The 25,410-nt window shown below is 66.7% G+C and carries 22 protein-coding genes; 3 read left to right on the top strand and 19 right to left on the bottom strand.

Annotated features, from left to right (window positions below; genetic code table 11):
• Positions 1 to 31: 31 nt before the first annotated feature.
• The 5 genes from frr to rpsB form a co-directional block, all read right to left on the bottom strand.
• Positions 32 to 589: a ribosome recycling factor gene (gene frr, locus ACW17W_RS08015; protein WP_492080225.1), complete on the bottom strand. Its 558-nt coding sequence runs from the start codon at positions 587 to 589 to the stop codon at positions 32 to 34.
• A gap of 42 nt (positions 590 to 631) precedes the next feature.
• Positions 632 to 1,372 carry a UMP kinase gene (pyrH, locus tag ACW17W_RS08010; RefSeq protein WP_492080224.1) on the bottom strand — a complete coding sequence of 247 codons (741 nt, stop codon included), beginning with the start codon at positions 1,370 to 1,372 and terminating at the stop codon, positions 632 to 634.
• A 121-nt stretch (positions 1,373 to 1,493) separates the two neighbouring features.
• The gene (locus ACW17W_RS08005; protein WP_492080223.1) at positions 1,494 to 3,110 is read right to left on the bottom strand and encodes a M20/M25/M40 family metallo-hydrolase; all 1,617 of its coding nucleotides are present in this window, start codon (positions 3,108 to 3,110) and stop codon (positions 1,494 to 1,496) included.
• Positions 3,111 to 3,235: 125 nt separating this feature from the next.
• A complete protein-coding gene (tsf, locus tag ACW17W_RS08000) occupies positions 3,236 to 4,180 on the bottom strand; it encodes a translation elongation factor Ts (protein ID WP_492080222.1) in 945 nt (314 codons plus the stop codon).
• Positions 4,181 to 4,293: 113 nt separating this feature from the next.
• Positions 4,294 to 5,172 carry a 30S ribosomal protein S2 gene (gene rpsB, locus ACW17W_RS07995; RefSeq protein WP_492080221.1) on the bottom strand — a complete coding sequence of 293 codons (879 nt, stop codon included), beginning with the start codon at positions 5,170 to 5,172 and terminating at the stop codon, positions 4,294 to 4,296.
• Between the two features lie 243 nt (positions 5,173 to 5,415).
• On the opposite strand from rpsB, the gene ACW17W_RS07990 reads away from it, so the two are divergent.
• Positions 5,416 to 6,480, top strand: coding sequence for a hypothetical protein (locus ACW17W_RS07990; protein WP_492080220.1), 1,065 nt, complete (start codon positions 5,416 to 5,418; stop codon positions 6,478 to 6,480).
• Positions 6,481 to 6,716: 236 nt separating this feature from the next.
• Here the strand turns inward: ACW17W_RS07990 and ACW17W_RS07985 are convergent, their stop codons facing one another.
• From ACW17W_RS07985 to dnaE, 3 genes are all read right to left on the bottom strand, one after another.
• Positions 6,717 to 7,316, bottom strand: coding sequence for a DUF4142 domain-containing protein (locus ACW17W_RS07985; protein WP_492080219.1), 600 nt, complete (start codon positions 7,314 to 7,316; stop codon positions 6,717 to 6,719).
• 68 nt (positions 7,317 to 7,384) lie between these two features.
• Positions 7,385 to 7,843, bottom strand: coding sequence for a DUF3224 domain-containing protein (locus ACW17W_RS07980; protein ID WP_492080218.1), 459 nt, complete (start codon positions 7,841 to 7,843; stop codon positions 7,385 to 7,387).
• Positions 7,843 to 11,319, bottom strand: coding sequence for a DNA polymerase III subunit alpha (dnaE, locus tag ACW17W_RS07975; protein ID WP_492080289.1), 3,477 nt, complete (start codon positions 11,317 to 11,319; stop codon positions 7,843 to 7,845). The genes ACW17W_RS07980 and dnaE overlap by 1 nt, the downstream gene beginning before the upstream one ends.
• Positions 11,320 to 11,591: 272 nt before the next feature.
• Here dnaE and msrA point away from each other — a divergent pair, with 272 nt between their 5' ends.
• Complete coding sequence (msrA, locus tag ACW17W_RS07970) at positions 11,592 to 12,215, top strand: peptide-methionine (S)-S-oxide reductase MsrA (protein WP_492080217.1); 624 nt, start codon at positions 11,592 to 11,594, stop codon at positions 12,213 to 12,215.
• Between the two features lie 114 nt (positions 12,216 to 12,329).
• Positions 12,330 to 12,446, top strand: coding sequence for a hypothetical protein (locus ACW17W_RS07965; protein ID WP_492080216.1), 117 nt, complete (start codon positions 12,330 to 12,332; stop codon positions 12,444 to 12,446).
• A 3-nt stretch (positions 12,447 to 12,449) separates the two neighbouring features.
• Here ACW17W_RS07965 and ACW17W_RS07960 read toward each other — a convergent pair whose 3' ends face one another.
• The 11 genes from ACW17W_RS07960 to nuoL form a co-directional block, all read right to left on the bottom strand.
• Positions 12,450 to 13,151, bottom strand: coding sequence for an ABC transporter ATP-binding protein (locus ACW17W_RS07960; protein WP_492080215.1), 702 nt, complete (start codon positions 13,149 to 13,151; stop codon positions 12,450 to 12,452).
• On the bottom strand, positions 13,144 to 14,442 hold the full coding sequence (locus ACW17W_RS07955; protein WP_492080214.1) for a lipoprotein-releasing ABC transporter permease subunit: 1,299 nt from the start codon (positions 14,440 to 14,442) through the stop codon (positions 13,144 to 13,146). The genes ACW17W_RS07960 and ACW17W_RS07955 overlap by 8 nt, the downstream gene beginning before the upstream one ends.
• The gene (gene proS, locus ACW17W_RS07950; protein ID WP_492080213.1) at positions 14,439 to 15,752 is read right to left on the bottom strand and encodes a proline--tRNA ligase; all 1,314 of its coding nucleotides are present in this window, start codon (positions 15,750 to 15,752) and stop codon (positions 14,439 to 14,441) included. The genes ACW17W_RS07955 and proS overlap by 4 nt, the downstream gene beginning before the upstream one ends.
• A 65-nt stretch (positions 15,753 to 15,817) precedes the next feature.
• A complete protein-coding gene (locus ACW17W_RS07945; protein ID WP_492080212.1) occupies positions 15,818 to 16,075 on the bottom strand; it encodes a DUF1467 family protein in 258 nt (85 codons plus the stop codon).
• 108 nt (positions 16,076 to 16,183) lie between these two features.
• Complete coding sequence (locus tag ACW17W_RS07940; protein ID WP_492080211.1) at positions 16,184 to 17,137, bottom strand: hypothetical protein; 954 nt, start codon at positions 17,135 to 17,137, stop codon at positions 16,184 to 16,186.
• Positions 17,138 to 17,141: 4 nt separating this feature from the next.
• A complete protein-coding gene (locus ACW17W_RS07935; protein ID WP_492080210.1) occupies positions 17,142 to 18,821 on the bottom strand; it encodes a ribonuclease J in 1,680 nt (559 codons plus the stop codon).
• The gene (locus ACW17W_RS07930; RefSeq protein ID WP_492080209.1) at positions 18,818 to 19,600 is read right to left on the bottom strand and encodes a type III pantothenate kinase; all 783 of its coding nucleotides are present in this window, start codon (positions 19,598 to 19,600) and stop codon (positions 18,818 to 18,820) included. Before ACW17W_RS07930 ends, ACW17W_RS07935 begins: the two co-directional genes overlap by 4 nt.
• Positions 19,597 to 20,361: a biotin--[acetyl-CoA-carboxylase] ligase gene (locus ACW17W_RS07925; protein ID WP_492080208.1), complete on the bottom strand. Its 765-nt coding sequence runs from the start codon at positions 20,359 to 20,361 to the stop codon at positions 19,597 to 19,599. Before ACW17W_RS07925 ends, ACW17W_RS07930 begins: the two co-directional genes overlap by 4 nt.
• Complete coding sequence (nuoN, locus tag ACW17W_RS07920) at positions 20,362 to 21,810, bottom strand: NADH-quinone oxidoreductase subunit NuoN (protein ID WP_492080207.1); 1,449 nt, start codon at positions 21,808 to 21,810, stop codon at positions 20,362 to 20,364.
• A gap of 7 nt (positions 21,811 to 21,817) precedes the next feature.
• Positions 21,818 to 23,302 (bottom strand): NADH-quinone oxidoreductase subunit M, encoded by a 1,485-nt coding sequence (locus ACW17W_RS07915; RefSeq protein ID WP_492080206.1) that lies wholly within the window; start codon positions 23,300 to 23,302, stop codon positions 21,818 to 21,820.
• Positions 23,303 to 23,304: 2 nt separating this feature from the next.
• Positions 23,305 to 25,407 carry an NADH-quinone oxidoreductase subunit L gene (gene nuoL / locus ACW17W_RS07910; RefSeq protein WP_492080205.1) on the bottom strand — a complete coding sequence of 701 codons (2,103 nt, stop codon included), beginning with the start codon at positions 25,405 to 25,407 and terminating at the stop codon, positions 23,305 to 23,307.
• Positions 25,408 to 25,410: the final 3 nt, after the last annotated feature.

Below are 25,410 nucleotides of genomic sequence, written 5' to 3'. Positions count from 1 at the left end.
TGCGGCGGCTGTGGGGTGGGCGGGTCTGGCGTCAGACCTGCATGATCTCAACTTCCTTGGTCTTCAAGGTATCGTCGATACGCTTGATGGCCGCATCGGTGTCCTTCTGGACCTCGGCCTCCATCTTTTTTTGCTCGTCCTGGCTGATATCGCCGGCCTTCTCGGCCTTTTTCAGGTCGTCGTTGGCGTCGCGACGAACGTTGCGGACCGCGATTTTCTGCTGTTCGGCGTATTTGGCCGCCAGCTTGGCCAGATCCTTCCGGCGCTCTTCCGTCAGGGGCGGCACGGGGATGCGAAGCATCTGTCCGTCGACGATCGGATTGAGGCCGAGGTTGGCGTTGCGGATCGCCTTCTCGACGGCCGACACCATGCCCTTGTCCCAGACGCTGACCGAGATCATGCGCGGCTCGGGCACGCTGATGGCGGCGACGGCGGTCAGGGGCGACGAGGCGCCATAGGCCTCCACCTTGACCGGATCCAGCAGGCCGGCGTGGGCCCGGCCGGTGCGCAGGCCGCTGAACTCTTCCTTCAGGGCGGTCACAGCGCGGTCCATACGGTCGCGGTAGGTCTTCAGATCGGGTTTCGCCATCGTCGTGTCTCCTCGGTTTCGGTCTTCAGGGTCGGCCGGCGGTCAGGCGGCCGGCGTGTCGCTGATGACGGTGAACGTGCCCTGACCGCTCAGGACCTTGCGCAGGGAATCTTCCTCACGGATCGAGAAGACCACGATGGGAATGCGGCTCTCGCGCATCAGGGCGATCGCCGCCGCATCCATGACCCGCAGGTTCTGGGTCAGCACGTCCTGATAGGTCAGGCGGTCGTAGCGGGTGGCGGCCTTGTCCTTCTTGGGATCAGCCGAATAGACGCCGTCGACCGAGGTGCCCTTCAGCAGGGCGTCGCAATTCATCTCGGCGGCGCGCAGGGCGGCGGCGGTGTCGGTGGTGAAATAGGGATTGCCGGTGCCGGCGGCGAAGATGACCACCCGCCCCTTTTCCATATGGCGGACGGCCCGGCGGCGGATATAGGGCTCGGCGACGGCGGCCATGGGAATGGCGCTCTGCACGCGGGTCTCGACGCCGATCTTCTCCAGGGCATTCTGCATGGCGAGGGCGTTCATGACCGTGGCCAGCATGCCCATATAGTCGGCGCTGGCGCGCTCCATGTCCGCCGCCGCCTTCGACAGGCCACGGAAGATATTGCCGCCGCCGATGACGAGACAGATCTCGGTGCCGCCCTCGGTCACGCCCTTGATGGCGGCCGCGACCCCGTCGACGGTCTGCATGTCAATGCCATAGCCCTGCTCGCCCATCAGGACTTCGCCCGACACCTTCAGCAGGACGCGCTTGTAGGCAGGCTTGGGGCTGGCGTGGGTCATGAGTGTCTTTCTGGTCGGAGTCGGCGCGTCATCATAGACGATTGGCGCGCCCGGCTTCAAAGCCGAACGCGCCGATCCGTCAATATCGGGCGGCGCCGGTGCGCGCGCCCTGTCTGCCCGATCAATTCGGCGCGGGATAGGCGTAGGGATCGCTTGCCGTCGGCCGGGTCGGCAGCGGCATGCGCGGCAGGGGTTCGTCGCTGTTGGCGGCGCTGAGCAGGACGCTGGCCAGAACCACGGCCGCCTGCCGCAGATCCTCGGGCTTCAGGTGATCGTAGCTGTCGATCGAGGTGTGGTGAAGCCGGCTGCCGTAATCGAGCGGGTCCTGGATGAACTGGAACCCGGGAATGCCGACGGTCTGCATATAGACGTGGTCGGTGCCCCCCGACGGGCGCAGGGACACGGTCGAGACCCCCATGCTGGCGAACGGCGCCAGCCAGTCCCGCAGGACCGGCGCGGCGGCGATATTGCCCTCGGCATTGATGCCGCGGATCTTGCCCGAGCCGTTGTCGATATTGAAATAGGCCACCAGGTCGCCATGACCCTCCCGCGGCTGGATCGGCCAGCGGGCGCGCCAGGTCTGGCCGTTCGGCAGGGCGTCCGCCGCCGCGTCCCCGAGAGGCGCGCGCGTGGCCAGGTGCTGGTCGACATAGGCCAGTGAGCCGAGCAGCCCCTGCTCCTCGCCATTCCACAAGGCGAACCGGATGCTGCGCTTCGGACGGACGCCCAGGGTCTTCAGGATGCGGGCGGCCTCCATGATGACGGCGCTGCCGGCGGCGTTGTCGACCGCACCGTCCGATGCGACCCAGCTGTCCAGATGGGCGCCGGCCATGACATATTCGCCCGACCGGTCGGTCCCGGGGATGTCGGCCAGGATGTTGTAGGCCTTGACGTCCTCATCGTGGAACCGGACCTCGCTCATCAGTTCCAGCGTCGGCGGCGTATCGGTCAGGGCCAGCCGGGCCAGACGGCGGTAGTCCTCGGCCGCCAGCTCCATCCCCGGAACCTTCGGCGTGGCGCCGACCCGGTAGGTATAGCCTGTGCCGTGCAGCAGCCCGCCATCCCGTTGCGACATCCGGACCATGGCCAGGGCCCCCTCCTCCGCGAGGAAGGCATCCAGTTGCAGGGCGAAATCGGCGCGGCCCGAGCGCGCCGCCTTTTCGGCGGCGTCGGGGTCGTGGCGCGGCTGGACGAAGCTGGCGGGATTGGCCAGGTCGGCGTCGGTCCAGCGGCGGAACGGGGCCTCCGTCGGCTCTGAGCCCGTGTCGGGCCGGGTCACCATGACGATCTTGCCGCGCAGCTTGCCGCGCCATTGGTCAAACTGGCCGGCGCTGGTGATCGTGGCCACCACGACCCCGCCGCTCACCACGCCATCCGTGGAAGGAGTCCAGGCGATCGGAATGGCTCTCAGGTCGATGACCCGGGGCTCCGTCATCCGGGCGCTGGACCGGACGATGGACCAGCCGCGTCCGAACTCGAAACCCTCGGCCCGGATGTTGGACAGACCCCAGTCGCGGAACCGCGCCTGGGTCCACCGTTCGGCTTCGCGCATCTGCGGCGAGTTGGTCATACGCCCCCCGATCCGGTCGGTCAGGTGGGCGGCGGTCAGCATCACCTCGGAGTGATTCAGGCCCTGATCGATGATGCCGTTGACGGAGTCGAGATCGACCGGCTGGGCGAAGGCCGGCGCAGCGGCCAGAAGGCTGATGGCGGAAACGGCGGCAAGCAGACGCGACAAGACCAGACCCCTTGTTCAGTGAGGGGTCACATGTGCCGCGAACAGATGGAATCCGCAAACCCCAAACGAATGAAGGGCCGGCGATCGCTCGCCGGCCCTTCTATCCTTCGCCCGTCTGATCAGGATCAGGCCTGCGGCGCCATCATCGAGGCGACCTCGGCGGCGAAGTCCGGTCCTTCAACCTTCTCCACGCCTTCACCCAGGGCCAGGCGGACGAAGCCGGCCAGATGCAGGTTCGACGAGCCGAGTTCCTTGCCCGTGTTGGCCACCAGCTGCTCGATGGTGACGTCCGGGTCCATGACGAACGGCTGTTTGGTCAGGACCACGTCCTTCTGGAACTTGTTGATCTGGCCTTCCACGATCTTGGCGATCATGTTTTCCGGCTTGCCCTCTTCCTTGGCCTTTTCGGTCAGGACGGCGCGTTCCTTTTCGATCGCGGCCGGGTCCAGATCGTCGGTGTTCAGCGACAGCGGCGCCGTGGCGGCGACGTGCATGGCGATCTTGCGGCCCAGTTCGCGCAGGGCGGACTGATCGCCTTCGCCTTCGAGAGCCACCAGCACGCCGATGCGGCCGACGCCCGGCGACACCGCGTTATGGACATAGGTCGAGACGACGCCTTCCGACACCGACAGGCGGGCGGCGCGACGCAGTTGCATGTTTTCGCCGACGGTGGCGATCAGCTGGGTGACCTCGTCCTGGACGGTCGTTCCGCTTTCCAGCCTGGCGCCGTGCAGGGCCTCCAGGCTGTCGTGATCCAGACCCTGAAGGGCGAAGGCCTTGGCGGCGTTCTGGAACAGTTCGTTGCGGGCGACGAAGTCGGTCTCGGCGTTGAACTCGATGGCGGAGGCGACTTCGCCCTTGCCCTCAGGGCGCGCGGCGACGGCCACCAGGCCCTCGGCGGCGACGCGGTCGGCCTTCTTGGCGGCCTTGGACAGGCCCTTGGCGCGCAGCCAGTCGATCGCGGCATTGATGTCGCCGTCGGTTTCCTGCAGCGCCTTCTTGCAATCCATCATGCCGACGCCGGACTTGGCGCGCAGTTCCATGACGAGGGCGGCGGTGATCTCAGCCATTGTATAGCTCCTGGTATCGAATCGGGGGTCTTCGCAATGCGGGAACGGCCGGGCTGATCTAGCCCGGCCGCATGTCAGTTTGACGGACGGTCCGGAATACCGGACCGAACCGGTCAGGCGTTGGTCTGTTCCTCGGCGACGGGCGCTTCAGCCGACGGCTCCTCGCCCGAGGCGGCGAGCATTTCCTCGCCGACAGCTTCGGTGCCGGCCGGGGCGGCGTCGGCGGCAACCGGCGCAGCAGTTTCAGCCAGCATCGGCTCGACCGGGTTCTCGGACGCGCCCAGGTCGATGCCCGACTGGGACGCGCCGGCGGCCAGGCCGTCCAGCACGGCGTCGGCGATCAGGTCGCAGTAGGTCTGGATGGCGCGGGCGGCGTCATCGTTGCCCGGGATTGGATAGGTGATGCCGTCGGGGTCCGAATTGGTGTCGAGGATGGCGATGATCGGGATGTTCAGCTTGCGGGCTTCCTGGATCGCAATCGCTTCCTTGTTGGTGTCGATCACGAACATGATGTCCGGAATCGAACCCATGTCCTTGATGCCGCCCAGCGACAGCTCCAGCTTGTCCTTCTCGCGTTGAAGGGTCAGCAGCTCCTTCTTCACCCGGCCGTCGCCGCCCGATTCCAGCAGCGTCTCCAGCTCGCGCAGGCGGGCGATCGAGCCCGAGACGGTGCGCCAGTTGGTCAGGGTGCCGCCGAGCCAGCGGTTGTTCATATAGTACTGGGCGCAGCGCTTGGCGGCCTCGGCCACCGGATCGGCGGCCTGGCGCTTGGTGCCGACGAACAGCACGCGACCGCCCTTGGCGGCGACTTCACGCACGGCCACCAGCGCCTGATGGAACAGGGGCAGGGACTGCGACAGGTCGATGATGTGGATGTTGGAGCGCGATCCGAAGATGTAGCGTTCCATCTTCGGGTTCCACCGGTGCGTCTGGTGGCCGAAGTGGGCGCCGGCTTCGAGGAGCGAACGCATGGAGACGTCAGGCAGAGCCATTGTTGGAAGTCCTTTTTCCGATTGTTCCGCCGCAGACGGGTAAAGAGCCGGATGACTCCTCGGAACGGCCCGGATCGGGATGTCTCCCCGACCCACGCCACGCCTGCGTGTGAAGTGGGCGCGGACATAGGCGTATCGGCGGAAAAAGGCAAGCGGCAACAAGACCTCTGTACCGTCAGGTTTGGAAACTGGCTCCCGGCCCGACCCTTCTCCAAGTTCGCTCCAGTAAAGCAGGAGCCGACCATGATCCTTCCCGACAGCCTTGACCGTCGCAACCTTCTCAAAGCCGCCGCCGCCTCAACGCTTCTCACCGTGGGCGGGGTCGCCTTGCCGTCGATGGCCATGGCTGCCGACCGTCGCGTCCGGATCGTAAACGGTCGCGCCATCGCGGGTATTCGTCGTGTCATGATCGGCAGCTTCGGCCTCAATTTCGTGACCGAGCGCAAGGCCAGTCAGTCGGTGGGCGGCGGTTTCCGGTCCCGACTGGCGTCCTCAAGCGTCAATGTTCAAACGAACCTGGCGGGCTTGATGGCTGAAGACTACATCGCCGCCGCCGATGCGGCCTATGGAGCCGCCATCTCGGCCCTTGGAGGCAGAGGCATCGACGTTGTGGACAACACCAGCCTGATTGCCTCCTTGCGCGACCGGGTGGCCCCCCAGCCCAACGGTGCATCCGACCAGTTTAGCGAAGGCGGCGGATCCTCGGTTGAAATGGTCCGGTATGGCCCCTCGGCCTTTGGTGGCTTTTTCCCGCTGCAGGGGTGGGTTTCGACAGGGGGCGGATTTGCCGGGATTGCGAACATGGGGGCCTTGCGCGCAGGCCTGACTGCCACAGAACATCTGAGGGAGCAGGCGCGGGCGAATGATGTCGCCGTCATCGGCCTTCTGCTCACCGTCAATCCGGTCAAGATGACGGCTGACCAGGGTTCGGAATGGCGGGTACCGGATGTCTTTGGCAACGGCGGACTGGTACGGACCACAACCATCAACACGGAAACCGGATTGTCGTCCAACCCACACAAGACCTGGATGGACGTCTATCCGACCTCCGGTCGTCCAGGTCAGGTATCGGTCCAGGCAGAAATCGGAGTCAGAGGCGGCATCGGCACCCTGGACAACTCGACATCGGGCGGAATGCGCGCCCTCGAAGGGCTGGCTAATGCACTTTCCAACCCTCTTCTCGGAGGAAGCGGCCGCAGTTCAAGAAGCGAATCCTACACGCTGAATGCAGACGCCCCTTCGTACATCGCGGGTGTCGGCGCCCTGGGACTGGACGTGACCGACGCCCTCGCGGCGCCATTGGCCTGAATGACGGGTGGCCTGAATGACGGGCCAAACCTCTTCAGGCCCGGATCCGGTTTCATCCCGGACAGCCGGATGATCGCCGCGCCGGCCGCGAATCGCACCCGGGCTATGGGCACACGACGGTCACTGGATTTGCCGCTGGACGGGCCCAGCGTTGGTCGCTGGCCTTCGCCTGCGACCAACGGACCGGTGGGCGGCGCTTCCGCGTCCTGACGGCGATCGAGCCGGTGATCGGAGGATCACATGGCGTCCAGGAGGGCCTGGGCCTTGTCGCGATGCATGGTGATCTTCTCGACCATGCCCCGCCCGAACTCCGCCAGGGCGGGCGCCTCGGTATTGTCGGCAAAGCCGTTCAGAACCGTCAGGGTTTCATCATGCGCAGCCACCTGCTGCTGCAGCCACACGCGGTCGAAATCGGCCGGCGACGCCGCGTTCAGATTGTCGATCAGACCCTGACGACGCTCGTCCATGCCGGTTGGAAGCGTCACGCCGGGCGCCGCTGTCGGGGCAAGGGCTTTCAGACGCGCCGTCGCGGCGGCATGGTCGACCGTCAGGGTGGCGGCCAGATCGCGAACGGCGTCGTTCCGCGACTTCGAGGCGGCGATCCGCGCCGCTTCCAGCTCATACATGTTGGAGATGGTCAGTGCGCTGACAAACCCCTCAACCGTATTGGCGCCCAGTATCGCGGCCGAGGTCTGGCCGACCGCCATGGAGGTTGCGTCCTGGGCGGCGTTGACCGCCGAGCCGGCCTCATTGGCCGTGTTGTCGGCCTCCTGCTGCGTACAGGCGCCGAGCGCTGCGACGCAGGCGGCGCTGGCGAGGATGGTGCGAATGTTCATTGGCGTGTCTCCCTTTGAGAAGGAAAAACACACGGCGCCATGGCCAGTTCCCCGCAGGGACGTGCCCCTCAAGGCTCCGGCAGGTCGTACTCCAGATCATAGCGGTGTTCGCCGTCCGCGATCGTCAGGTGGAATACGCCTGATATGCCGGCCAGATCGCCCGTACCGGACCCCGGTACGATGGTGATCAACAGCGACTGCTCGCCCCTGTCCATCAGGCCGCGATGCACCAGGGCGAAACTGCCTGTCCGCCCGTCGATCGTCCCGTTGACCCGCTCCATGGCCACATAGGCCCCGGAGGCGCCGGGGGCCATCGTCGCCAGCATCTCGCCCGTACCGGTTCCGGTCAGGTCGCCGTGGAAGGTTTTGGCCAGCGTCATCCGACCCGGAACATCAGCGGCGGATTCCGGCGAGGGCGGGACGGGGGTGATCGAGACATCAAAGGTCCCGCGTGCGTGCTGCATCCCTGTCGCTCCCATCTGTATGGCGAACATCACCGCCGCCGAAATCGCCAAAAGCCCCGCCATCAGGCGTCTTCCAGCATCAGGACGCCCGGCGCGGTCTTGAGCGCCCCGCGTAGCGCCGCATCCAGACGGTAACGGCCGGGCAGACGCATCTCCACCTCGTGTCGTCCATCCAGACTGGCGACCAGCAGCACCTCCCCTCCCCGTCCGCCCGCGCCGCCGGCTCCGGACGCCGCCCCGGCCGTCGCCCGATCCAGCCGGGCGCGAATGGCGGCCGGGTCGACCGCCCGGGCGGAGACATGGACCCGCAGGGCCGCGCTGGAATCGTCGATCACGGCATCCAGCCGGCTGGCGTCATCGCCGAAGAACCGCACCTCGCCGTCCGCCGACTTGGCGCGGATCCGGACCATGACGGCCGTGCCGACCTCCAGCACCTCGCGGCATTTGCGCAGCTGTTCCGGCGGGAACAGGCATTCGAACTCCCCCGTCGGGTCCGAAAAGGCGACGAAGGCGAATTTCTCGCCGGTGCGCGCGCTGGCCCGTTCCTGACGCCGCCGCACCACCCCCGCCATCATGAAGGCCTCATGGCCCTGTTCGGCCAGGGCCGTGGCCTCGGCGACAAAGGTCACGCGTTTCCGCTTCAGCGCCGGGATCATGTCCTCCAGCGGGTGGCCGGACAGATAGAAGCCGACGGCGGACAGTTCGTGATCCAGCTGTTCCGGCCCGATCCAGGGGTCGACAGCTTTCAAACGGGGGCGCGACGCCCCGGCCTGATCGGCGCCGAACAGACTGACCTGCGACGAAGCCCGGTCCGCCGCCACCGACTGGCAATAGGCCATCAGGACATCGGCCTGTTCGACCAGTTGCCGACGGTTGGGATGGATCGTGTCGAAGGCCCCGGCCTTGGCCAGCCCCTCCAGCGCGCGCTTGTTCACAGCGCGCGGATCGACCCGTTCGAGGAAGTCGAAGATATCAGCGAACCGACCGCCATTCTCGCGCACCTCGACGACGTGCTTCATGGCCTCCAGCCCGACGTTGCGGATGGCGCCGAGCGCATACAGGACCGAGCCCTTCTCGTCGTCGTAGGCGACATCGAAGTCGGCAGAGGACCGGTTCACATCGGGCGCCCGCACCGGCACCTCGAACTTGCGCGCGTCCTGATAGAAGACCGCCAGCTTGTCGGTGTTCGACAGGTCCAGCGACATGGAGGCGGCGAAGAACTCGACCGGATGGTTCGCCTTCAGCCAGCCCGTTTGATAGCTGATCAGGGCATAGGCGGCGGCGTGCGACTTGTTGAAGCCATAGCCGGCGAACTTGGCCACCAGATCGAAGATCGACCCGGACTGGGCGTCGGGGACCGACTTCTCGAGCGCGCCGGCGATGAACCGCGCCCGCTGGAAATCCATCTCCTCCTTCTTCTTCTTGCCCATGGCCCGCCGCAGCAGGTCGGCCTCGCCGAGGCTGTAGCCCGCCAGGACCTGGGCGATCTTCATCACCTGTTCCTGATAGATGATGACCCCATAGGTCTCGGTCAGCACCTCGGTCAGGGAGGGGTGCAGATAGTCGACCTCGGCCCGACCGAATTTCCGGTCGATATAGGTGTCGATCATCTCCATCGGCCCGGGCCGGTAGAGCGAGATCAGGGCGGTGATCTCCTCGATCGATCCGCAGCGCATCTTTCTCAGGGTGTCGCGCATGCCCTGGGATTCCAGCTGGAACACCCCGACCGTCTGGCCCGAGGCCATCAGCTCATAGGTCGCGCCGTCATCCAGCGGCAGCAGGTTGAAGTCGCGCGCCGCGCCGCGCCGCGCCAGGAAGCCGTGCGCCCGGTCCAGCACCGTCAGGGTCTTGAGGCCGAGGAAGTCGAACTTCACCAGCCCGGCCGGCTCGACCCATTTCATGTTGAACTGGGTGGCGGGAATGTCGGAGCGCGGATCCTTGTACAGAGGCGTCAGCTCGACCAGAGGCCGGTCGCCGATGACGATGCCCGCCGCGTGGGTCGAGGCGTTGCGGTACAGCCCCTCCAGCTCCAGGGCCGTGGCCAGCAGGGTGGCGACCGAGGCCTCGGCGTCGCGCGCCTCCTTCAGCCGGGGCTCCAGCTCGATGGCCTGGGCCAGGGTGACGGGGTTGGCGGGGTTGGCCGGCACCATCTTGGCCAGACGGTCGACCTGGCCCAGAGGCATCTGCAGCACCCGGCCGACATCGCGCAGCACAGCCCGGGCCTGAAGCGTGCCGAAGGTGATGATCTGCGCCACCCGGTCGCGGCCATAACGCTGCTGGACGTAGTCGATGACCTCTTCGCGCCGCTCCTGGCAGAAGTCGATGTCGAAGTCGGGCATGGAGACCCGTTCGGGATTCAGGAACCGCTCGAACAGCAGGCCGAACCGCAAGGGATCCAGATCGGTGATGGTCAGGGCCCAGGCGACCAGCGACCCTGCCCCGGACCCCCGGCCCGGCCCCACGGGAATGCCGTGCGACTTGGCCCATTTGATGAAGTCGGCCACGATCAGGAAATAGCCGGGGAAGCCCATCTGGGTGATGATCCCGACCTCCCAGTCGAGCCGTTTCCAGTAGTCCTCCTCCGGTGCGGCGGGGGTGACCTGTTTCAGCCGCTCCTTCAGCCCCTCGCGGGCCTGATGCATCAGTTCGTCCGGTTCGGACCGGCCGTCCCCCGTATCGAAACGCGGCAGGATCGGAGGATGGGTCCTGACCAGAAAGGCGCAGCGCCGGGCGATGTCGATGGTGTTGTCGCAGGCCTCGGGCAGGTCCGCGAACAGCCGCCGCATCTCGTCGGCCGGTTTGAACCAGTGCTGGCCGGTGATCCGGCGACGGTCCTCCTGACCGGTGAAGGCGCCGTCGGCGATGCACAGAAGGGCGTCATGCGACTTCGCCTGGGCCGCCTTCGCATAGTGGACGTCATTGGTCGCCACCAGCGGGACGTCATGGGCATAGGCCCAGTCGATCAGACCGCCCTCGGCCGCCGCCTCGGCCGATGTGCCGTGACGCTGCAGCTCGACATAGAAGCGGTCGCCGAACACCCGGGCCATCTCGGTCAGGGCGAGGCCCGCCTCCCCGGCCTTGCCCTGCACGAACAGGGGGTCGACGGGCCCGTCCGGTCCGCCGGACAGCAGGATCAGCCCCTCTGACCGCGCCGTCACCAGACTCCATGGCACATGCGGCTCGTCGGTCGCCTCGATCTCCAGATAGGCTGCTGACGACAGCGCCGACAGATTCTGCCAGCCCGCCGCATCCTGGGCGATCAGGACGACAGTCGCGGTCCGGGCCCAGCGGTCGGAGATCTGGCCGCCGATACCGCTGACCGGCAGGGTGCAGGCGATAATCGGCTGGACGCCCAGACCCTTGGCCGCCTCGGAAAACTCGAGCGCCCCGAACAGATTGACCCGGTCAGCCACCGCCACCGCCGGCATGCCCAATCCCTGGGCCAAAGCCGGGACCTTGGCCGCCTTGATCGCGCCTTCCAGCAGCGAATAGGCGGACCGGACCCGTAGATGGACGAACCCGCCAGCGGCGCCCGCGATGTCGACAGCGTCGGTAATGGCCTGCTCCTGATGTGCAGGCCGGAAGCGACTCATGCCGCCAGCTGCGCCGCCTGCCATACCATCCAGACAAACCCGCCGCATGATGCAAGCGACAGCATATCCCGAACCAGTCTCGACATCGTCTTATCCCCAGACCATCCTGTGTGTTCCGGTATTGTTCTATGTTGGCTGTTTGTTCTCGTCAAGGCGCGAACGAAACCAAAACGGTGATTTCGTCGTAGTCTGCCTGTGAACCGTTTGCGGAGCCGACCATGAAATCCCGGATCGCCGGCCTGATCGCCCTCGTCGCCCTGATCGGCTGCTCGCCCCCTGTGCAAGAGGCCGAGGCCGCCCCGGCCGCGCCGCCGCCGGGGTTTGAGGTGGCGGTCTTCGCCGGCGGCTGTTTCTGGTCGCAGGAAAAGGCCTTCGACGGCCTGCGCGGCGTACGGTCGGCCGTCTCCGGCTTTGTCGGCGGGCGCACCTCCAATCCGACCTATGAGCAGGTGGTGCGCGGCGGCACCGGCCATCGCGAGGCGGTTCAGGTGACCTATGACCCGCGGGTCGTCAGCTATCGCACCCTGGTCGACCGCTACTGGCGCACCATCGATCCAACCGACCCCGACGGTCAGTTCTGCGATCAGGGCCCGGCCTATGTCACCGCCGTCTATGCGTCCCCGTCCCAGCGCGCCGCCGCCGACGCCTCGCGCGCCGCCGCCCAGCGCGCCCTGGGCCGGCCCATTGTCACGCCGGTCGTGGCCGCCGCCCGCTTCTGGCCGGCCGGGGCCGAGCATCAGGACTACGCCCGCCTGCACCACGCCCGCTACGAGGCCTACCGGATCGGCTGCCGCCGCAGCACCGACCTGCGCCGTCTCTGGGGCGCCGCCGCCGTCGGCTGAGGCTTTGGCCGCGACGGGGGGGATTGGGCGCGACGGGCCGGGGGCGAGGGTCTATGGTCACCCGGGACGCCACCAGTCATCCGCCTGTCGGCGGCAGGCGTCAGGAGACGCGTCATGGCCAAGGGTCAGGTCCGCAGCAACAAGGAAACCCGCAAACCCAAGGCGGAGAAACCCAAGCCGGCCGTCGTGGTCGGCACCTCGCCCTTCACCCAGCCGCCCGGCAAGAAATAGGCGTCAGTAGGTCTGGCTCTCCGCCGCCCGCTGGACCAGAAGCCCGTCTTTCAGGGCAAAGACGCGGTCCATATGGCCCGCCAGTTCCATATTGTGGGTGGCGATCAGGGCGGCGACGCCGGTGGTGTGGGCCAGGTCGCGCAGGGATTCGAACACCGACTGGCTGGTCGCCGGATCCAGATTGCCGGTCGGCTCATCGGCCAGCAGCAGGCGCGGTTTGTTGGCCAGGGCGCGGGCCACAGCGACCCTCTGTTGTTCCCCGCCCGACAGCTGGGCCGGCTGGTGCGTCGTCCGCTCGCCCAGACCCAGGGCCGCCAGAACCTCCTCGGCGCGACGACGGGCGTCGGCCTCGCTGGCCCCCGCGATCCGCATGGGCAGGGCGACATTGTCGCGCGCGTCGAACTCGGGCAGCAGGTGGTGGAACTGATAGACAAAGCCGATACGGCTGAGGCGGATCCGGGTGCGGGCCCGCTCGTCCAGCCCGCCGACATCCTCGCCGTCGATGGCCACGGTTCCGGCCGTGGGCCGCTCCAACAGGCCCGCCGCATGCAGCAGCGACGACTTGCCCGAGCCTGAGGGGCCGATCAGGCCGACGATCTCGCCCGGCATGACATCCAGATCGACGCCCTTCAGCACCGTCAGCTCGCCCCTGCCAGTCTTGTAGGCGCGCTCCACGCCGCGCAGGCTGAGGACAGGACTACTCATAGCGCAGGGCCTCGACCGGATCGATGCGCGAGGCGTTCCATGACGGCGGCAGGCTGGCGACACAGCTCATCAGCAGGGACCAGATCGCCACCCAGGTCACGTCGACCGGATCGACCAGGGCGGGGATGGAGTCGAGCTGATAGACGTCGGCGTTGAACAGCTGGACCCCGGTGATCCACTCAATGAAATGCTGGATCGAGCCGATGTTCAGGCAGAACAGCAGGCCCAGCGTCAGCCCCGCCAGGGTCCCGGCCACGCCGATCGCGGCGCCGGCCATGAAGAAGATGCGCAGGATCGAGGACGGACTGGCCCCGATGGTTCTCAGGATGGCGATGTCGCGGCCCTTGTTCTTCACCAGCATGACGATGCCGGAGATGATGTTCATGGCGGCGATGGCGACGACGAGGCCGAGGATGATGCTCATGGCCACCCGTTCGACCTTCAGGGCGCCCCAGAAGGCCGCCAGCCGCTGACGCCAGTCCGTGACCAGGGCTCCCGGCCCCGCCGCCTGCTGGACCGGGGCGATGAAGGCGGCGACGTCATCAGGGTCGGAGATCTTCATCTCCAGCACGTCCCACACCCCGTCCTTGCCGAAGAACAGCTGGGCCTGTTCCAGCGGCATGAAGACATAGGCCCGGTCATAGTCTGCCGTGCCCGAGGAATAGGCCCCGCCGATGAAATAGGTCTTCTCCAGCCCGCCCAGATTGCCGAAGGCGCTGTCGGCCCCGGTCGGGGAATAGAGGGTCACGGGATCGCCGACCCTGAGACCCATCTGGTCCATCAGGGCCTGACCCATCAGGATGCGGTCGCCGCCATAGGCGCCCTTGCCGAAACCGGCCCGCGCCTCGGGCGTCAGACTGTCCGACACATATTGCATCGAGGCCAGATCCTGGGGTCGCAACCCCCGCACGAGAGCCCCGGTCGTATAGCCCCCGGCGCGCACCAGACTCTGGGCCTCGACGATCGGGCTGACGCTGATCACGCCCGGCACCTTCTCCAGTCGCTCCAGGGCCTGATCCCGATCGAGGGCGGTCAGCACGGCCCCCTGGACGTACATATGGCCGTTGAACGACAGCATCCGGCCCAGCAGTTCGGCGCGGAACCCGGCCATGATGCTCATCACGCTGATCAGCACCGCCACGGCCAGCATGATGCCGACGAAGCTGATGATGGCGATCAGGGCGACCCCGCCCTCCTTGCGTTTGGCGCGCAGATAGCGGAGCGCCAGACCGATTTCCCAGCCGGAGAAGGCGCCGGCGGGTCTGGTCGCGGGAAGGGCGTCGTCGGTCAACCGATCAGCTCCAGAGCCACATCCAGCGCCACCGTCTGCTTCTCGCCCGTCGCCCGGCGTTTCAGCTCGACCACGCCGTCGGCCAGCCCCTTGGGTCCGATGGTCAACTGCCAGGGCACGCCGATCAGATCGGCCGTGGCGAACTTGCCGCCCGGCCGTTCGTCGGTGTCGTCATAGAGGACGTCCTTGCCGGCGGCTTCCAGCCGGGCCACCGCCGCTTCGCAGGCGGCGGAGACGGCCTCGTCATTGGCGCGCAGATTGATCACCACCACGTCGAACGGGGCGACGGAGTCCGGCCAGATGATGCCGCCCTCGTCGTGGCTGGCCTCGATGATGGCGCCCAGCAGGCGCGACACCCCGACGCCGTAGCTGCCCATATGGACCTCGGTGTCCTTGCCGTCGGGCCCGGCGACCTTCGCCTTCATCGGCACGGAGTATTTGGTGCCGAAATAGAAGATGTGGCCGACCTCGATGCCCCGCGCCGAGAGGCGGTCGCCCTCGGCGGTCTGGGCCTCGAACTGCGCCGGATCGTGCATTTCCTCGGTCGCGGCATAGAGGGCGGTGCGTTCGTCGAACACGGCCTGGAGCGAGTCCGTGTCCAGGCCATGCCCGGGCGGCGCCATCTCGACCAGTTTGCGATCGCAGAAAACCTCGCTCTCGCCGGTCTCGGCCAGGACGATGAACTCGTGGCTCAGATCGCCGCCGATGGGCCCGGTGTCGGCGCGCATCGGCACGGCCTTCAGCCCCAGCCGGGCAAAGGTGTTCAGATAGGCGGCGAACATCCGGTTGTAGGCGACGCGCGCCGAGGCCTCGTCGATGTCGAACGAATAGGCGTCCTTCATCAGGAATTCCCGTCCGCGCATGACGCCGAACCGGGGACGCCGCTCGTCGCGGAATTTCCACTGGATGTGGAACAGGTTCAGCGGCAGCTGTTTGTAGCTCTTCACAAAACCCCGGAAGATGTCGGTGACCATCTCCTCATTGGTGGGGCCGTACAGCAGCTCGCGTTCATGCCGGTCGGTGATGCGCAGCATCTCCGGGCCATAGGCGTCATACCGTCCGGACTCCCGCCACAGATCGGCCAGTTGCAGGGTCGGCATCAGAAGCTCGACCGCGCCCGCCCTCACCTGCTCCTCACGAACGATCTGCTCGATCTTGCGGAGCACACGCAGGCCCAGCGGCAGCCAGGCATAGATGCCGGCCGCCTCCTGTTTGATCAGACCGGCGCGCAGCATCAGCTGGTGCGACACGATCTGGGCGTCGGAAGGGGCTTCTTTGAGCGTGGGCAGGAAATAGCGCGACAGGCGCATGAGGGAATCCGTCGTTTCAGTCAGGACGCAGCTTTAGACGTTGCAGCAGGGCGAAAGCTAGGCGGTCAGGCGGAGCCCATGGTCGGCAGCGGCATTATGCCCGTCCAGATCACGACCATGATGATCGCCCAGACGATCGCCGCGACCCAGGTGGTGGTGATGAATTTGCGCTTCAGATCCGGCTTGGCCGGCGCCCCCCACTGGGCCCCGTCGGTTGGCGGCTTCTGATCCTCCTGCGAGGCGCCGAGCGGCAGGATGCCGAACAGCACCGTCCACCAGACGGTGAGATAGATGGCGACCATGGTCAGGGGGCCGAAGGGCATGGTTCAATATCCTCGCACGCGGTCCGGGCGCCGGTTCGGCGAACGGACGAAAGGGATCCAACGCCTGATAGCGGTCCGGGGGCTCCAGCGGAAGCGAAGCCGCATCGATCATCCGCCAATCTCTCCCGGACACGCCGCGCCCATGCCCGGAGCGCGCAGCGCCAGCAGGGCCGAGCGTCGCGCCTCGGCCGACATCAGGCCGGCGCCGTCCAGGATGCAGCCGACCACGGTATTCGAATTGGGGGCCAGCAGACCATAGGGCCGATCAAGCGCGTCCAGCCGGCGCCTCGCGGCGTCCAGAGCGGCCGGCGCTGCGGCCACGATATCCGGGTCGCCGCTGACCAGCGTCATTTCGTGCAGGGCCTCGCCCGAACCCGGAAAGTCGTAGGCCTGGTCGTCATAGGGCGTCAGACGGGCCGACAACCGGTTGGGCGACCGGGTGTCGCCGGGGAACTTGCCCGCCTGGCTGGCCGAAAACACCACGGCCTCGCCCTCCGCCGGCACCACAAGGATATAGGAATGGCGCGGAAACAGCAGATAGTGCGCCAGCCATTTGGTCACCCAGACCAGCGGCGCGTCGTCCGGGCCCAGGGCATGGGCCCCGACATAGACCCCGGGCGGCATCACCCGGGCGTCGATACGACCATTCACCGCCTGCATCCGGTCGATCATGACCTGATCCAGCAGGAAGGTGCCCCCCTCCAGAGCCGCGGCGAAATGCGCGCGCAGCTGATCGCGCGTCGGGTCGGACCCCAGGGCGGCGCCGTGGATGACCTGGAAGGCGCGGGTCGAGGTCGGGCCCTCGCCCGCCGTACTGAACCAGAGCACGCCCAGCTCATGGGCCGTGCGGGCGGCGGGATTCTCGCCGCGGAACGTCGACAGGCTGAGCGCCAGATTGACGGCGGCGAACAGGGCGACGAACCCGGCCAGCCCCTGCCCCGCGATCACGGCCCATTTTCGCCAGCCGGTCAGGGGGTGGCGGGCGTGGCGGACCCGGTCGCGCAGGCGGCGCGCCCGGTCCCGCACCTCGCTCCGCAACCTGTCCGAAACCGGGCCGGTCACAACACTACAGTCGCAGGATCACCGTCTCGACGATCGGGCGACGGTCCCAGAACTGCTGGCTGGCCTTCTTCAGCACCCGGGCGACCGCCTGTTCGACCGCGACATCGTCGTCGAGTGCGGCGGGCTTGAGGCTGCGCACCACCTGTTCGACGCGTTCGGCCAGATCGTCGAGGGCGTCGCCCAGCGGATTGGCCTCATCGCCGGGCAGACCAATCCCGCGCACGTCGATGTCGGAGACGATCTTGCCGTGGCGATCAAGGGCGAAGCTGACCACCAGGACGCCATTGGTCGAGGCGTGACGACGCTCGCGCAGGGCCTCGCCCTGTTCAGTGACCAGCATGCCGCCGTCGACGTACAGACGGCCGTTCGGCACCTCGTCGATGATCATGGCCGGGCCGGGGGCCAGACGCACCATGTCGCCGTTCCTCGGCGTCACGGTCTCCTCCACCCCCAGCTCACGGGCGAGGATGGCGTGCTCCATCAGGTGGCGGCGCATGCCGTGGGTGGGGACGGCGATCTTCGGCCGGGCCCAGGCGTACATCTGGCGCAGCTCGTCACGGCAGGGGTGGCCGGAGACGTGGATGCCCGGATGGTCCTTCTCGGTGTAGAGCCGCGTGCCGCGGTCGGCGAGCCGGTCCTGCAGCCGGGCGATGCCCAGTTCATTGCCCGGGATAACCCGCGACGAGAAGATGCAGTGGTCGCCCAGCCCAAGCTTGACGACCGGATGGGTTCCGCCGGCGACGCGCGACAGGGCCGCATTGGCCTCGCCCTGGCTGCCGGTGCACAGATACAGGATCTGGTCGGCGGGCCATGAGCGCGCCTCCTCGTCCGACAGGAACTTTTTCGTGCCCTGCAACAGGCCCACGTGTTTGGCGGCGGCGGTGATCCGGCCCATCGACCGGCCGGCCAGGAAGACCCGACGCCCCGAGGCCTCGGCGGCGGCGATGACGCTGTCCATCCGCGCGACGTTGGAGGCGAAACAGCCGACCGCGATCCGGCCGGTCTTCAGACTGCCGATCAGCTGGAACAGGGCGTCGCGCACATCGCTTTCCGACCCGGCCGAACCTTCGACGAAGACATTGGTCGAATCGCAGACCATCGCCAGGACGCCCTCGTCGCCCAGGGCCTTGATGGCGTCGGAGTCGGTCGTGCGGCCGATGACCGGACCGTCGTCCAGCTTCCAGTCGCCGGTGTGCAGCACCGTGCCCAGCGGGGTCCGGATGGCCAGACCGTTCGGCTCGGCGATCGAGTGGGCCATGGTCACCATGGTGACCTCGAAGGCGCCCAGTTTGATCGTCCCGCCCAGCGGCACCTCGATGATCTTGACCTGGTTGAGAATGCCCGCCTCGCGCAGCTTCTCGCGGATCAGGAAGGCAGTGAAGGGCGTGGCGTACAGGGGCGCCTTGATGCGGGTCCACAGCCAGCCGAGCGCCCCGATATGGTCCTCATGGGCGTGGGTCAGGATGATGCCGCGAAGGGTCTCACCCTCCAGATAGGTCGGGTCCGGCACGATCACATCGACGCCGGGCGTCGACAGGTCGCCGAAGGTCACGCCGACATCGACGATGATCCATTCGCGGTTGGCCTCTGGCCCGTAGCCATAGGCGTTGAGGTTCATTCCGACCTCGCCCGAGCCGCCCAGCGGCAGGAAGACGAGTTCGTCGGTCTTGGATTTCTTTGTCATTCAGCTTTCAAATCTCGATTGCGGCGCCAGATTTCCAGCAGCCCGCGGATGGTCAGGTCCGGATCAAACCGGTCAATACTTGTGGTGGCGCCCTCGAACAGACTGGCCACGCCGCCGGTTCCGATCACCGTCATCGGCCGGCCCCATTCGGCCTTGATCCGGCCCACCAGGCCCTCGATCAGTCCGATATAGCCCCAGAACACGCCCGACTGCATCGCGGCGACCGTGTCCTTGCCGATCACGCGCTCGGGCTTCTGGATGGCGATACGGGGCAATTTTGCGGCGGCCTCGTGCAGGGCGTGCAGGGACAGATTGATGCCCGGGGCGATCAGACCGCCCTCGAAGGCCCCGTCCGCCGCCACGACGTCAAAGGTGGTGGCCGTGCCGCTGTCGATCAAGAGCAGGTCGCCGGGGTACATCAGATGGGCCCCGATGGCGTTCACCAGCCGGTCGGCCCCCGCCTCGGTCGGCTTCGTGATCCGCACCTCGATGCCCAGATCGGCGTTCTCGCCGATCACGAGCGGTTCGACGTTCATATAGCGCCGCGACAGGTTGCGCAGGTTGAAGATCGACTGCGGCACCACACTGGACACGATACAGCCGTCGAGGTCGTCAAAGGCCAGTTTGTGCATATGCAAGAGCTGGCTCAGCCAGACCGCATATTCGTCGGCCGTACGCGTGGCCTCGGTGGCCGTCCGCCACTGGGCGATCCAGTTTGCGCCGTCGTGAACGGCGAACAACGTATTGGTATTGCCCTGTTCAATCGCCAGCAGCATCAACCGCGTCCCTCATTCTTCACGGGGCCGAAGAAGACATCACCGGCGGATATCAACCGCAGCGTTCCGTCGGCCAGCCTGAGCCTGAGGGCGCCGTCGGGTTCGACCCCTTCTGCGACGCCCGAGATTGTTTCATGGCCAAGTCGCGCCGTACACGGGCCGTCCAGCCCGCGGCTGCGCCCCACCCAGGCGTCCAGCACTGGCGCAAACCCCAGCGTGTCCCAACGGTCCTGCCAGAGCGCGAAACTGTCGGCCAGAACCTCGGCGGCCACCTCTATGGAGGGTGCGGCCGAGACGTCGCCTTTCAGGTGGCCGCCCAGCGCCGTCGCCGGCCGTTCGGTTCCCCGGGGCGCGTGGGCCAGGTTGACGCCGATGCCGATCGCCAGCCACAGGGCCCCCGCCCCGCAGGCTCCGGACTCCACCAGGATGCCCGCCGTCTTCTCGTCATCGATCAGGACGTCATTGGGCCATTTGATCGTGACCAGGGGCGGCGGCACGAAGGTGCAGATCAGGTCGGCCGCAGCCAGGGCCGCCACGAAGGTGACCTGCGCCGCCTCGGCCGGCAGGCGCCGAGTAGTCGTCAGCAGGGTCGCCGCCAGATTGCCCCGGTCGCTGACCCACTCGCGGCCGCGCCGGCCGCGTCCGGCCGTCTGGGTGCGGGCGACGATCCACAGGGGGCCGGCCTCCCCGGCATCGGCGCGACGCCGGGCCTCCGCATTGGTGGAGTCGACGCTGTCGAGGATCAGGATCGGGGGCGTCGCCACCTATCCTGCGCCAAAGCCGGCGGCGGCGGCGCGGGTCAGGGGATCCAGCCAGATCAGGCCGAGGATCACCAGGGGAAAGGCGAAGGCCGCACAGGCCCAGGCGACCCATTTCGCCTCGAACGGCGCCGCATCGGTCGGCAACGTCCCCTCGGGCGTCGCGTCGAACCACATCAGCTTGATCATACGCAGATAGTAGAAGGCTGAGACGACCGAGGCGACCAGGCCCGCCGAGGCGGCCATCCAGTAGCCGGCGTTGACCGAGGCCCCGAACACCGCCCATTTCGCCCAGAAGCCCGAGAACGGCGGCATGCCGAGAACGGACAGGGCCAGGATCGTCAGGGCGATGGCGGTCAGGGGCTTGTCGGCCTTCAGCCCGGCCAGACCCGCGATCAACCGCACCGGCTTGCCCCTGCGCGCCAGCGACAGCAGCACGCCGAAGAAGCCGAACTGGTCGATGACATACAGGGTCAGGAACAGCAGCATCGCCTGCATACCGGCGGTGGTGCCGGCCGCGATGGCCAGCAGGGCATAGCCGATGTTGATGATCGAGGAATAGGCCAGCAGTCGCTGGATGTTCTTCTGGGCCAGACCGCCGAAGGCGCCGACGACGAAGGAGGCCAGGGCGATCAGGATCAGCACCTGGGACCACTGGTCGTGGATGCCCGCGAACGGCCCCTCCAGCGTCCGGGCGATCAGCACCATGGCCGCAACCTTGGGGGCGGTGGCGAACAGGGCCACGACCGGCGTCGGGGCGCCCTCATAGACGTCCGGCGTCCACATGTGGAAGGGCGCGGCCGAGACCTTGAAGGCCAGGCCGGCGATGAGGAACACCAGGCCGAAGATCAGGCCGGGGCCGACATCGCCCTGGCTGGCGACGACCGCGATGTCCTCGAACCGCATGGAGCCGGTGAAGCCATAGATCAGGCTGGCGCCATACAGCAGCAGGCCGGACGACAGGGCGCCCAGCACAAAGTACTTCAGCCCGGCCTCGGACGCCTTGAGGTTGTCGCGGTGGAAGGCGGCCAGAACATACAGGGCCAGGGAATGCAGTTCGATGCCGACATAGAGGCTGATCAGGTCGCCCGACGAGGCCATCATCCCCATCCCCGCCGAGGCGAGGACGATCAGCACCGGGAATTCGAACCGGGCGATCTTCTCGCGACCGATCCAGCCCCCGCCCAGCACCACGGCCACAGCCGAACAGGCGAAGATCAACACCTTGCCGTAGACGGCGAGAGGATCCGCCACATAGGCCCCGTTGAAGGCCTGGCCCAGAGGGCCGACGGCCGCCAGGACGGCGGCGGCGATCAGCAGGAGCACAGCGCCGAACGACACCAGCTTCGTGGCGCGGTCGCCGGCAAAGGCGCCGACCAGCAGCAGGACCAGACCGCCGACGGCGAGGGTCAGCTCCGGGGCGGACAGATGAAGGGCGGAAATCAGATCAGGCATGTCGGTCTCACCCGCCCGTCGCGGCGCGATAGGCGCCCACGACCGCGTCAACGGAGGCGTCGGTATAGTTGAGGATCAGGTCGGGCTGCAGGCCCAGCCAGATCGTTCCGACGATCAGGGGCACGAAGATCAGCAGTTCACGCCGGTCGATGTCGCTGATGGTCTTCAGAGCCGGATTGGTGATCTCGCCGAACATGACGTTGCGATACAGGGTCAGGGCATAGACGGCCGAGAAGATCACGCCCGAGGCCGCAATCAGCGCCGCCCAGGTCGAGGCCTTATAGGCGCCGGTCATGGTCAGGACCTCGCCGACGAAGCCCGAGGTGCCCGGCAGGCCGACATTGGCCATGGTGAACATCAGGAAGATGGCCGCGTACCAGGGCATCCGGTTGGTCAGGCCGCCATAGAAGGCGATCTCACGCGTGTGCATCCGGTCATAGACGACGCCGACGCAGAGGAAGAGCGCGCCCGAGATCAGACCGTGGCTCAGCATCTGGAACACGGCGCCCTGCAGGCCGATCGCATTGCCGGCGAAGATCCCCATGGTGACGAAGCCCATGTGGGCCACCGACGAATAGGCGATCAGCTTCTTGATGTCCGTCTGCCGGAAGGCGACCAGAGACGTATAGACCACGGCGATGACCGACAGGGTCAGGACCAGGGGCTGGAACATCTGCGACGCCACCGGGAACATCGGCACGTTGAACAGGATGAAGCCGTAGCCGCCGAGCTTCAGCAGGATGCCGGCCAGGATGACCGATCCCGCCGTCGGGGCCTGGACGTGGGCGTCGGGCAGCCAGGTGTGGACCGGCCACATCGGCATCTTCACGGCGAACGAGGCGAAGAAGGCCAGCCACAGCAGGGGCTGGTAGCGCGGGTCGAAGACATGTTCCTTCAGCGCCGGGATACTGGTGGTGCCGGCGTCATTGGCCATCCACAGCATGGCCAGCAGCATCAGCACCGACCCGAGCAGGGTGTAGAGGAAGAACTTGTACGAGGCGTAGATCCGGTTCGCCCCGCCCCAGATGCCGATGATCAGGAACATCGGCACCAGGGTGCCTTCGAAGAAGATGTAGAACAGGAACAGGTCCAGGGCGGTGAAGACGCCGATGACCAGCGTCTCCAGCAGCAGGAACAGGATCATATATTCGACGACGCGCGTCTCGATCGTCTTCCAGCTGGCCAGGATGCAGATCGGCATCAGGAAGCCGGTCAGCAGGACGAACAGGATCGAGATGCCGTCGACGCCGAGGTGATAGGCGGCCCCGGCGAACCAGCTGTGCCATTCGACGAACTGATAGGCGCTGGTCGACGGATCGAACTGCGCGATCATCGCGACGGAGACGGCCAGAACGGCCAGGGTCGTACCCATGGCGATCCAGCGCGCGGCCGGGGCGGCGGCGTCCTGCGACTTCAGCGCCAGCCGCGCGATCAGGATCGCCAGTGCGCCGACCAGAGGCAGGAAGGTGACGATGCTCAGGATGGGCAGCACGGTCACGCTCCAAACTCAGAGATGACGAAGGCGAGCAGAGCGGCCACGCCGATCAGCATCACAAACGCATAGGAATAGACATAGCCGGACTGGAGCTTCGACAGCCGGGCGGCCGACTTGAGCGAGGCCCAGGCCGCGCCGTTGGGACCCAGACCGTCGATGATCTTCACATCGCCGATCTTCCAGAACAGGTCGCCCAGCGCCTTTGCCCCGCGCACGAAGACGGCGTCATACAGTTCGTCGAAGTACCATTTGTTGTAGAGGAAGCTCCAGACCGGGCTCTTCGCATCGGCCATGCGGCGGGCCACGCCTTCACGCGCCACATAGATCCACCAGGCAGCGAGCAGGCCAAGCAGGGTCACAACCAGCGGCGACCACTTCACCCAGGTCGGGACGTCGTGACTCTCGTGCAGGACGTGATTGCTCTCCGCCGTGAAGATGGCGCCGCGCCAGAACTCGTGCTCGTGATGGCCGATGAAGTGCGGGGCGAAGACCAGACCCGCGAACACGGCGCCGAGCGACAGCACCAGCAGCGGCACGACCATCGCCCAGGGGCTTTCGTGCGGCTTCAGCGGGCCGTGGTGGGCGTGGTCGTCATGCGCGTGGTCATCGCCGTGATGATCATCCGCGATCGGCTCGGAATGGGTCTCAAGCTGCGCATGCGAGGCATGGTCGTCATGCGCATGAGCGTGGTCGCCCTGCCCCTCTTCCTTCCACACCGGCTTGTTGTGGAAGGTCATGAAGATCAGCCGCCACGAATAGTAGGAGGTCAGCAGGGCCGCGAAGATGCCGATGAAGAAGACGAAATAGCCGGCCGGCGAGTGGCCGCTCGAGGCCGCCGCGAAGGCGCTCTCGATAATCGAGTCCTTGGAATAGAAGCCGGCGAAGCCGCCGACGCCGGGAAGGCCCAGACCGGTGATGGCGATCGTGCCGATGACCATGACGGCATAGGTGATCGGCAGCAGCTTCCACAGCCCGCCCATCTTCCGCATGTCCTGCTCGTGGTGCATGCCGTGGATCACCGAACCCGCGCCGAGGAACAGCAGGGCCTTGAAGAAGGCGTGGGTGAACAGGTGGAACATGGCGCCCTGATAGGCGCCGACCCCGGCCGCGAAGAACATATAGCCGAGCTGCGAACAGGTCGAATAGGCGATCACCCGCTTGATGTCGTTCTGCATCATGCCGACCGTGGCGGCGAACAGGGCCGTGATCCCGCCGATGATGGCGATCAGCAGGGACGCTGTCGGCGCATATTCATAGATCGGGCTCAGCAGGCAGACCATATAGACGCCGGCCGTGACCATGGTCGCGGCGTGGATCAGGGCCGAGACCGGGGTCGGGCCCTCCATGGCGTCAGGCAGCCAGGTGTGCAGGAAGAACTGGGCCGACTTGCCCATGGCGCCGATGAACAGCAGGATTCCGGCCAGATCCAGCGCCGACCATTGATAGCCCAGGAACGCCCAGGTCGTGCCGGCCTTCGAGGCGATCTGCGGGAACAGTTCGGCGAACTGGATGGTGCCGAACATCCAGTAGATGGTGATGATGCCCAGGACGAAGCCGAAGTCGCCGACGCGGTTGACCACAAAGGCCTTGATGGCGGCCGCGCTGGCGGTCGATTTCTTGAACCAGAAGCCGATCAGCAGATAGGAAGCCAGCCCCACCCCTTCCCAGCCGAAGAAGATCTGCATGAAGTCGGCGGCTGTCACCAGCGCCAGCATCATGAAGGTGAACAGGCTGAGGTAGGAGAAGAAGCGCGGCCGGCTGTCGTCCTCAGCCATATAGCCCCAGGAATACAGGTGGACGAGCGATGACACCGTCGTCACCACGATCAGCATCGTGGCCGACAGGGCGTCGACGCGGATCGACCAGACCGACTGGAAGTCGCCGACGGTGATGAAGGGCGCCAGTTCGACCGTGAAGGCCTCCATATGGCCCCAGGTCCACTGGCCGAACACGATCCACGAGACCGCGCACGAGAAGAACAGCAGGCCGGTCGTGACCGCCTGCGACGGAATATTGCCGATGCGGCGTCCGAAGAAGCCGGCGATGGCCGCGCCCAGCAGCGGGGCGAAGACGCCGAGGGTGACGAGCAGTTCGAGGGTCACGCG

It is taken from the genome of Brevundimonas sp. FV1ye29L (assembly GCF_058681095.1).
The sequence above is the reverse complement of the archived record's forward strand: the minus strand, read 5'-3'. Positions and strand labels throughout refer to the sequence as shown.

Bases quoted from the DNA above. Each gene is read 5' to 3' on its own strand.
- frr (WP_492080225.1), bottom strand. From the start codon at position 589: ATGGCGAAACCCGATCTGAAGACCTACCGCGACCGTATGGACCGCGCT.
- pyrH (WP_492080224.1), bottom strand. From the start codon at position 1,372: ATGACCCACGCCAGCCCCAAGCCTGCCTACAAGCGCGTCCTGCTGAAG.
- tsf (WP_492080222.1), bottom strand. From the start codon at position 4,180: ATGGCTGAGATCACCGCCGCCCTCGTCATGGAACTGCGCGCCAAGTCC.
- rpsB (WP_492080221.1), bottom strand. From the start codon at position 5,172: ATGGCTCTGCCTGACGTCTCCATGCGTTCGCTCCTCGAAGCCGGCGCC.
- ACW17W_RS07990 (WP_492080220.1), top strand. From the start codon at position 5,416: ATGATCCTTCCCGACAGCCTTGACCGTCGCAACCTTCTCAAAGCCGCC.
- ACW17W_RS07985 (WP_492080219.1), bottom strand. From the start codon at position 7,316: ATGAACATTCGCACCATCCTCGCCAGCGCCGCCTGCGTCGCAGCGCTC.
- ACW17W_RS07980 (WP_492080218.1), bottom strand. From the start codon at position 7,843: ATGGCGGGGCTTTTGGCGATTTCGGCGGCGGTGATGTTCGCCATACAG.
- msrA (WP_492080217.1), top strand. From the start codon at position 11,592: ATGAAATCCCGGATCGCCGGCCTGATCGCCCTCGTCGCCCTGATCGGC.
- ACW17W_RS07965 (WP_492080216.1), top strand. From the start codon at position 12,330: ATGGCCAAGGGTCAGGTCCGCAGCAACAAGGAAACCCGCAAACCCAAG.
- ACW17W_RS07960 (WP_492080215.1), bottom strand. From the start codon at position 13,151: ATGAGTAGTCCTGTCCTCAGCCTGCGCGGCGTGGAGCGCGCCTACAAG.
- proS (WP_492080213.1), bottom strand. From the start codon at position 15,752: ATGCGCCTGTCGCGCTATTTCCTGCCCACGCTCAAAGAAGCCCCTTCC.
- ACW17W_RS07945 (WP_492080212.1), bottom strand. From the start codon at position 16,075: ATGCCCTTCGGCCCCCTGACCATGGTCGCCATCTATCTCACCGTCTGG.
- ACW17W_RS07935 (WP_492080210.1), bottom strand. From the start codon at position 18,821: ATGACAAAGAAATCCAAGACCGACGAACTCGTCTTCCTGCCGCTGGGC.
- nuoN (WP_492080207.1), bottom strand. From the start codon at position 21,810: ATGCCTGATCTGATTTCCGCCCTTCATCTGTCCGCCCCGGAGCTGACC.